This is a genomic window from Amycolatopsis sp. NPDC052450 (assembly GCF_044547565.1).
Taxonomy (GTDB): domain Bacteria; phylum Actinomycetota; class Actinomycetes; order Mycobacteriales; family Pseudonocardiaceae; genus Amycolatopsis.
Genome location: NZ_JBIUAQ010000062.1, coordinates 1 through 8144 on the forward strand (window position 1 = coordinate 1; position 8144 = coordinate 8144).

Annotated in this window: 8 protein-coding genes; 5 read left to right on the forward strand and 3 right to left on the reverse strand. The window is 69.1% G+C overall.

The annotated features are described in order from the left end of the window. Positions 1-288: 288 nt before the first annotated feature. Positions 289-1209 (reverse strand): proteasome assembly chaperone family protein, encoded by a 921-nt coding sequence (locus tag ACIHAO_RS42845; protein WP_396568081.1) that lies wholly within the window; start codon positions 1207-1209, stop codon positions 289-291. Positions 1210-1313: 104 nt separating this feature from the next. On the opposite strand from ACIHAO_RS42845, the gene ACIHAO_RS42850 reads away from it, so the two are divergent. Further along, a complete protein-coding gene (locus ACIHAO_RS42850) occupies positions 1314-1856 on the forward strand; it encodes a PH domain-containing protein (RefSeq protein WP_396568091.1) in 543 nt (180 codons plus the stop codon). Further along, a complete protein-coding gene (locus ACIHAO_RS42855; protein ID WP_396568083.1) occupies positions 1853-3388 on the forward strand; it encodes a PH domain-containing protein in 1536 nt (511 codons plus the stop codon). Before ACIHAO_RS42850 ends, ACIHAO_RS42855 begins: the two co-directional genes overlap by 4 nt. A gap of 194 nt (positions 3389-3582) precedes the next feature. On the opposite strand, the gene ACIHAO_RS42860 is transcribed toward ACIHAO_RS42855, so the two are convergent. Continuing rightward, the gene (locus tag ACIHAO_RS42860) at positions 3583-4491 is read right to left on the reverse strand and encodes an SDR family oxidoreductase (protein ID WP_396568085.1); all 909 of its coding nucleotides are present in this window, start codon (positions 4489-4491) and stop codon (positions 3583-3585) included. Between the two features lie 112 nt (positions 4492-4603). Between ACIHAO_RS42860 and ACIHAO_RS42865 the strand changes: the two genes are divergently transcribed. The 3 genes from ACIHAO_RS42865 (at position 4604) to ACIHAO_RS42875 (ending at position 6225) form a co-directional block, all read left to right on the forward strand. Then, positions 4604-5383 (forward strand): IclR family transcriptional regulator, encoded by a 780-nt coding sequence (locus ACIHAO_RS42865; RefSeq protein WP_396568093.1) that lies wholly within the window; start codon positions 4604-4606, stop codon positions 5381-5383. A gap of 42 nt (positions 5384-5425) precedes the next feature. Then, complete coding sequence (locus tag ACIHAO_RS42870) at positions 5426-5920, forward strand: GNAT family N-acetyltransferase (protein WP_396568087.1); 495 nt, start codon at positions 5426-5428, stop codon at positions 5918-5920. Between the two features lie 110 nt (positions 5921-6030). Continuing rightward, positions 6031-6225, forward strand: a complete 195-nt coding sequence (locus tag ACIHAO_RS42875) for a hypothetical protein (protein WP_125788486.1) — start codon at positions 6031-6033, stop codon at positions 6223-6225. 279 nt (positions 6226-6504) lie between these two features. Here ACIHAO_RS42875 and ACIHAO_RS42880 read toward each other — a convergent pair whose 3' ends face one another. Further along, positions 6505-7776, reverse strand: coding sequence for an aspartate aminotransferase family protein (locus ACIHAO_RS42880; RefSeq protein WP_396568089.1), 1272 nt, complete (start codon positions 7774-7776; stop codon positions 6505-6507). Between the last annotated feature and the right edge of the window lie 368 nt (positions 7777-8144).

An 8144-nucleotide genomic window follows, 5' to 3' on the forward strand; every position in this document is an offset into this window, starting at 1 on the left:
TCACCGTGCCGCTAACCCCATTTGCGCCCCCCCTGGCGTCGCCATTGTGGATTCCGCGACGCACCTCATGCCCCCCGGGTCAGGCGCGAAACGGCCGGCTATCGATACGGATTTACGGCGCGAACTTCCGGTGCAGGACACCCGCAGCCTCGGCTCGGGCCGAGCTCAGCCCGGTATGTCGTGAAGGGTCCCTTTGAGACCTTCAACGTCTCAAAGGGACCCTTCACGACATCCCCACCACCGCGACCACTCACGTGAGCGCCGGGGCCCGGCGTACTACGAAAACCCTCAGCGTTCCGGCGTCTCCCCGCCGTTCTGCTCGGCAAGGAACCGCTCGAACTGGCTGCCCAGCTCCTCGGCGGTCGGCATGTGCTCGGCCGACTCCGCGAGCAGGCTCTCCTTGCCGGACGCCTCCATGAACGTGTCGTACTGCTGTTCCAGCGCGCGCACGACGTCGGCGACCTTCTCCGAGCCGGCGACCTGGCGGGCGATCTCGGCCTCCGCCTCGTGCGAGGCTTCTCGCAGGTCGCCGTCCGGCAGGTTCAGCCCGGTCGCCGAGGCGACGGCGCCGATCAGGTTCAGCGCGGCGCTCGGGTACGTCGAGTCCGCCAGGTAGTGCGGCACGTGCGCGGCGAAGCCGGACGCGTCGTGCCCCCACTCGCCGAACCGGAACTCCAGCAGCCCGGCGATGCTGCCCGGCACCTGCATCCGGTTGGGCAGCGGGCGGTGTTCGCCGACCAGTTCGTTCCTGGTCGCGTGCGCGGTCACGCCGAGCGGGCGGGTGTGCGGCGCGCCCATCGGGATGCCGTGGAAACCGGTGGTGAGCCGGACGTCCCAGCGTTCGACCAGGCCGCGCACGGCCGCGCAGAACCGCTCCCAGTCGTGGTCCGGTTCGGGCCCGGTGAGCAGCAGGAACGGCACGCCGTCGGCGTCGTGCAGCAGGTTGACGACCAGTTCGGGAGCGTCGTAGTCCTCCCAGTGGTCGATGGAGTAGGTCATCGCGGGGCGGCGCGAGCGGTAGTCGATGAGGCGGTCGACGTCGAAGCGCGCGATCACGCGGTGCTCGAAGGAGTTCAGCAGGTGCTCGGCGACGAGCTTGCCCGCCGAACCGGCGTCCATGAACCCGTCGAAGTAGTGCAGGAGCACGGCCCCGCCGAGGTCAGGGACGTCCGAGTCCACCTCGTACAGGTCTTCCGGGTCCAGCGCCACCAGATCCTCCAGGTTTCGTGGGTACGACCGTCTCCAGGTGGAACGCCCCGATAGGGGGTATCCATTCCGCCGACGGTGACCTGGATCCTATCGGTCCGTGACAGCTGTCGTGGGCGGTCGCCGCGGAGGTGGTGCAGGGTGGAGGGGTGACGACAGAAGAGACGCTCAGCCTGCGCCCGCCAGCCAATCGGGTGAGCCGTCGCGCCATCGGCTACTGGACGGTGTGGGCGGCGGTCGGCTGGGTGGTGCTCATCGGCGTCCAGACGGTGTTCGTCCTCACAAGTGACGACGCCCCGACGTGGCTCACGGTGACGCTCACACTCTCGTGTGTGCTCGCGCCGCTGCATCTGCTGGTCATGCCGCAGTGGCGCTACCGGATCCACCGCTGGGAGGTCACCGGCGAGGCCGTATACACCCAGGAAGGGTGGCTCAAACAGGACTGGCGGATCGCGCCGATCTCGCGGATCCAGACCGTCGACATCGAACGTGACCCGGTCGAGCAGCTGTTCCGCCTGGCGAAGATCACCGTGACGACGGCGTCGGCCGCGGGCCCGGTCAAGATCGCCGGTCTCGACCACGCCGAAGCGCTGGCGCTGGCCGCGGAGCTCACGAAGACCACGCAGGCCACTCCCGGTGACGCGACATGAGCACCGAGGCACCGCCGGAAGCCGCGGAAGCCGCCGTCGGCCGGTGGCGCCGGCTCGATCGCCGGATGCTGCTGATCCGGCCGCTGCTCGACGTCGTCAAGTCGCTGCCGGTGCTGATCGGAACGGTGATCCTCGGCCGGGGCAACGGCTGGGAGTGGTTCGGGCTGGGGGTCACCGCGCTGACCGTGCTCGTCGGCGTCTCGCACGTGCTCACTTCGCGGTACCGCATCGCCGGCGGCCAGGTGGAATGGACCACGGGCCTGTTGCTGCGCAAGCATCGCGCGATCCCGCTGGACCGGGTGCGCACGGTCGACGTCACCTCGGAACCGAAGCATCGTCTGTTCTCCCTCAGCGCCGTGCGCATCGGCACCGGACGGCATTCGGCGGGCTCGGGCGCGAACGGCGATCAGCTGGTGCTCGACGCGGTCAGCCAGGCCGAAGCCCACCGTCTGCGCACGGTTCTCTTGCACCGCAAGGAAGTCCTCGCGGAAGCCGAGGCCGCGCCGCCGCCGGAACAGGTCGTCGCGGAGGTCGACCGGAAGTGGGTGCGGTACGCGCCGTTCACCCTGTCCGGGCTCGCCGTGGTGGGCGCCGTGTTCGCCGCCGTCTGGCATTTCGCGCACCAGCTGAACATCGCCCCGGAGAACGTCGGACCGCTGCGGGACCTCATGGAAGACCTGGCGAACACGGCGGTGTGGCTGATCGTGGTCGTCGCGGCGGTGGCCCTGCTCGTGGTGGTCTCGCTGCTTTCCGTCGGCGGCTACGTGCTCTCGTTCTGGAATTTCAAGCTGACCCGGGAGCCGGAAGGCACTCTGCACGTCCGGCGCGGCCTGATCACCACGCGTTCGGTGTCCATCGAGGAAGAGCGGCTTCGCGGCGTCGAGGTGAAGGAACCGCTACCGCTTCGGATCGCGGGCGGGGCTCGGCTCACCGCGATCGCGGGTGGACTGCGCGAGGGCAAGGGCGGGGACAAGGGCGGCGGGCTCCTGCTGCCACCCGCGCCCGTCGGCCGGGTCCACGAGGTCGCGGCCGAGGTGCTGCGGGAGAACTTCGACCCGGCCACCGTTCCGCTGAACCGGCATCCGCGGCGAGCACTCACCAGACGGCTGACTCGCGCGGTGGGTGGCGTGCTGATCCTGGCGGCGGCGCTGTTCGGCCTGGCGTGGATCGATTTCCTGCCGTCCTGGATGTGGCAGGTCGCGCTCGCCCTGGTGCCGCTCGCCGCGCTCGTGGGCTGGGACCGTTACCGCAATCTCGGCCACGCGATCGTCGGGCGCTATCTGGTCAGCCGTTCCGGCTCATTGGCGCGGGCGACGGTGGCGATCCGGCGTGAAGGGCTCACCGGGATCGTCGTCAGCCGCTCGTTCTTCCAGCGCCGCGCCGGATTGATCACCGTGACGGCCCCGATCGCGGCGGGCAGCGGCGGCTATCAGGTGGCCGACGTCGGCGAATCGGCCGGGCTGGCGATGGCGGAACAGGCCGCGCCCGGTCTGCTCACGCCCTTCCTGCGCCGGGAGGCTCAGTCCGCCTGACGCACGGCACAAGTAGCTAGCCCCACCACGAACCGGCGAAGCCCCGCGACCTCCCTCCGCGGGGGCTTCGCCGCGTCTCGGGGATGTCAGCCGGGGACGGACACCAGGACGTCGCGAAGCCGCCGCAAGTGCTCGGGCGGTGATGACGACGAGGTCGGCCAGTGCCGCCTTGGCCATGCCGCTCCTTGCGAGGCTCAGCGGTAGCCGGTGACGTCCGCCGGCTTGCCGGGATCCTGGACCTCGACGAGATAGCGCCAGCAGTCGGGGCGGCTGCCGTCGAGGTCGGTGAATCCGTATTCCTTCGCCAATTCGCCACTGGAAACCGATTTCCCGTTCCAGCGGCAGGCTTCCGGGTCACCGGCCAGTGCCGCGACAGCCCTGCCGACGAACGCGGGGCTTTCAGAAATGGCGAAATGTGGTTGCACCTTCGTGGCGTCCCGCCAATTCTCTTCGGTCACCCGATAAGCGTCGAGCATCGCCTCGGAACGTAACCAGCCCGGGGTGACCGCCACCGCGGTACCGCCATGCGGTGCCAATTCGTGGCCGAGTGCGAACGCCATCCGGTTCACCGCGGTCTTGGCGAGGTCGTAGAAGAACGAAACACGGTAGTTCTCCGAGTTGTACTCGGCCGTTCCGTCATTGACCTCGACGACCAGCGCGCCCGGATTCCTGATCATGAGCGGAAGCGCGAAATGGCTGGTGATGGCGTGGGTGTCGATGGCGAGCCGCAGCGTCCGCAGTCCGATGTCCAAAGTGGACTCCCAGACTGTCTTGCCCCATTCGATGGGCGCCCCGTAGATGTCGTTGACCAGCACGTGCAGCGCACCCTGTTCGGCGTCGATCCGTTGCACCAGTTCGCGGACCTGCGCTGCCTCCAAATGGTCCACACCGATCGCGATCCCGTGTCCGCCCGCTTCGCCGACGAGCGCCGCAGTCTCCTCGATCGTCTCCGGGCGATTCATTTCCGACCGCCGGGAACCGGTACTGCGGCCGGTCACGTAAACGGTCGCACCGGCGGCACCCAGCTGGACCGCGATTCCCCGCCCGGCCCCGCGGGTCGCCCCGGCGACCAACGCGATCTTGCCCGCCAATGGCTTTTCCATGGTCCGAACCTAGCAAGAAGTCCGTTTGTTCGTGGACCAAAGACCCTGGTCCGCTTTTCACACAATGTGCTACTTTCTTGACTCTTTGTGATTGCCCCGGCGAGAGGTCGAGATGACGCCTGCCGCACGATCCCTGGACACCACCGCCCCGCCGAAACGGACCCCCGGCGCCAGCAGCTCACGCAAGGTCCTGCAGTTGCTGCTCTCCTTTTCCGAACGCCGCTGGGACGCCAGCGTCGCCGAACTCGCCGCGAGGATCGGCACCCCGGTCGCGACGACGTATCGCTACGTCGCACTGCTGAAGGAACTCCAGCTCCTGGAGGAGGGAAGGACGGGGCGCTATCACGTGACGAGCCAGGTGATGCCCCTCGCGCGGGCGGCGCAGCTGGCCAACGACCTCGCCCGGCTGGCCCGTCCGGCGATGGAAGAGGCGGCACGCGCCCTCGGGGAGACAGTGCTGCTGTTCCAGCATTTCGGCGATGCCGCCGTCTGCGCGGACCGGGTCGAATGTGAACGCGCGATGCGTTTCACCTTCCAGCCCGGCCATTCCGTCCCGCTCGGCACCGGCGCGTCGGGCAAGATGCTGCTCGCCATGCTGCCGGAGGGCGAACGCGAAAGACGGCTTTCGTCGATCGTCCATCGCCGCGGCCCGAGCGTGCGCGAAGAGGTCAAACGCGCCGGGGCGAACCGGTATTCGGTCAGCTGGGGCGAACTGGACGACGGCGTCTGGTCCTGTTCGGTGCCGATCCCGAGCACCGGGCACCGGCCCGCGGTGCTGACCCTCGCCGCCCCGGCGGCCCGGATCGGCGACGACGAGAAACGGGCCGCCATCGTCGCGCTCCAGTCGTACGCGAGCAGGATCCATCGGGCCGTTTCGTCGTTCTCCCTCTAATTCAGGCGCGACCGCCCCCCGCGGCGGGGTAGAACTCGATCCGTGATCCGATTCGCCGTCCCCGAAGACCTGCCCGTGCTCCAGGACATCGAACGCGCCGCGGGTGAACCGTTCCGCGCGCTCGGCATGGCCGCGATCGCCGACGACGACCCGCCGTCGATCGCGGACCTCACGGCCTTCCAGCGCGACGGCCGGGCTTGGGTGTGGGACGACGGCGACGGCCCGGTGGCGTACCTGCTCGCCGAGGTCGTCGACGGCCACGGCCACATCGAGCAGGTGTCCGTCCATCCGGATCACGCGCGGCGGGGCCTGGGGCGGCGGTTGATCGAGCACGCCGCCGGCTGGGCCTCGCGCGAAGGCCTCGCGGGGCTGACGCTGACGACGTACGCCGAGGTGCCGTGGAACGCGCCGTACTACGCCCGGCTCGGCTTCGTGACCCTCGACGAGGAGAGCCTCACCGAGGGGTTACGGGCCGTCCGGGCCCAGGAAATCGCCCGCGGCCTGGACGCGTGGCCGCGGGTGACCATGCGGCGGTGACCCGCACGGGGGGCCGGATTGGCGAGGGTCGTCGAACATGTGTTCTACTGTCGGCGCCGGCCCCGGAGGGGGAAGCTCCGCGGGCCGGCACCGGACTTCAGGAGGCACGGATGGCGGTCAAGATCACCCATCTCACCAATGGCCAGCAGGTGCGCTTCGCCAACGCGGACGGCGCCCGGCGGTACGCCGAGATCATCGGCGGCGGGGTCGACAAATGGCGGTTCACCGTGGTCAGCGGGCATGAGCTCCCGGAAATGTCGGGGCGCGTGGTTAATGTGCCGGTATGGCGTATGACTTCCAGGTGACACCGAGACCGTCCGCGTGGATCGTCACCGCGGACTTCGAGGGCGAAGAACTCCGCCTCTGCTGAGGCGGGCCCACGTGGGCCCGTCGCACTGGGGGTGTCATGAAGGGACCTGGTCCCGTCGGCTGCGCCCTTCATGACCGAGCGCGAGGCCCTCGTGCACGTCACGCTCCGCCGCACCGGCACTCGCCGGGCGCGGTGGACGTGACATGAAGGGGCCTTTCATAGCAAATTTTGCTATGAAAGGCCCCTTCATTGCGTCTTGGGCCGCTGCGGCACGCTAGACCAGCCGGTCCAGAGCGCGAGGCAGCGCCGAAGCGAGCAGGTCCAGTTCGGCCTCTCCGGCGATCAACGGCGGCGACACCGCGATCCCCTTGGCCAGGTTCCGCACGAGGACACCCTCTTCGCGCGCCATCCGCTGCAACCGGTTCGGCGCGCCGGCGTCGGACGCGAGGAAGTCGGCCTTCAGTTCCACCGCGCCGAGGAAGCCCAGCCCGGCCCGGACCTCCGCGACCAAGGGATGCGAAGCCAGCCCGGAAAGCGCGTCGGCCAGCGGCTTCTCCAGTTCCCGTCCGCGCGGGATGAGCCCGTCACGCTCGTAGATGTCCAGCGTCGCGTTCCCCGCGGCGCAGGCGACCGGATGCCCCGCGTAGGTCGCGCCGTGCCGCAGCACCGGCGCACCCGGCGCACCGGTGAAGAACGGCTCGGCCACCCTCGGCGCGACGATCAGCGCGCCCAGCGGGATCGTCCCGCCGGTGATGCCCTTCGCGGTCGTGATCATGTCGGGTTTCACGGCCCACCGGTCGATCCCGAACCAGGTCCCCAGCCGTCCGAACGCGGCGATCACACAGTCCGCGACGAACAGCACGTCATGTTCGCGGCAGATCCCGGCGACCGTCTCGAGGTAGCCCTCCGGCGGCAGCAGGACCCCGCCCGCGCCGATCACCGGTTCGCAGAAGAACGCCGCGACCCGCTCCGGCCCGACCCGCAGGATCTCCGCCTCGAGTGCTTCGGCGCTGTCGTAAGGCACGTGCGACATGTCGCCCGGCAGCGGCCCGAAGCCCGCCGCGTTGGCCGCGATGCCGCCGACGGCCGTCCCGAAACCGTGCGTGCCGTGGTAGCCCTGCACGCGCCCGATGACGTGCACCTTCTCCGGGCGGCCGGTGTGCGCGAAATACGACCGGGCGATTTTGACCGCGGTGTCGATGACGTCACCACCGCCCGAGCCGAAGAACACCTTCGAGCCCGGCTCCGGCGCCAGCGCCGAGACCCGCTCGGCGAGCCTCAGCGCGGGCTCGTTGGCGTTGTAGCCGAACAGGTTGTACGAATCGAGCGTCCGCAACTGGTCCGCGACGGCCTGCGCGATCTCCTCGCGTCCGTGCCCGAAGTTCGCGTACCAGAGCGACGCGGTCGCGTCGAAATACCGCTTCCCCTCGTCGTCCCAGACGTAGGAACCCTCACCGCGGGTGATGACGAGCCGGTCGCCGTCGACCGCTCCCATGTCCGCGAAGGGGTGCCACAGCGGATTGCGCGCGGACGCCGACGAAACCATGATCTTCCTCCTCGTGCTCGTGCCCCCATCCTCACCCGGATCAGGCCGGGACGCGAACACTCCATCGTGCACAGTTCGCGGCCCGGACCTGTCCGGTCTGTAGCCGCGCTGATCGGTTCTGTTCGAAGTTGGGTCTTGATGGGCGAAGTGCTAGGAACGGTCCTTTCCTTGCGAATTTTGCAAGTAAAGGACCGTTCATGGCGTCCCGGCCGCCACCTGCCGGGCGCCCACGGACCTGGCACAGATGTCGCGAAAGCCACTTTCGGGACGCTTGCCGTCGCGAAAGTGGCTTTCGCGACATAGGTTGCACGCCGGCCGGTAGCGAGGGCCTCCTTACTACCCTCAGGGTAGGTAAGGAACCCTTCACG

What these genes read in the sequence shown, in the direction of transcription:
- ACIHAO_RS42865 (WP_396568093.1), top strand. Translation starts at nt 4,604, where the DNA reads ATGACGCCTGCCGCACGATCCCTGGACACCACCGCCCCGCCGAAACGG.
- ACIHAO_RS42880 (WP_396568089.1), bottom strand. Translation starts at nt 7,776, where the DNA reads ATGGTTTCGTCGGCGTCCGCGCGCAATCCGCTGTGGCACCCCTTCGCG.
- ACIHAO_RS42855 (WP_396568083.1), top strand. Translation starts at nt 1,853, where the DNA reads ATGAGCACCGAGGCACCGCCGGAAGCCGCGGAAGCCGCCGTCGGCCGG.
- ACIHAO_RS42860 (WP_396568085.1), bottom strand. Translation starts at nt 4,491, where the DNA reads ATGGAAAAGCCATTGGCGGGCAAGATCGCGTTGGTCGCCGGGGCGACC.
- ACIHAO_RS42875 (WP_125788486.1), top strand. Translation starts at nt 6,031, where the DNA reads ATGGCGGTCAAGATCACCCATCTCACCAATGGCCAGCAGGTGCGCTTC.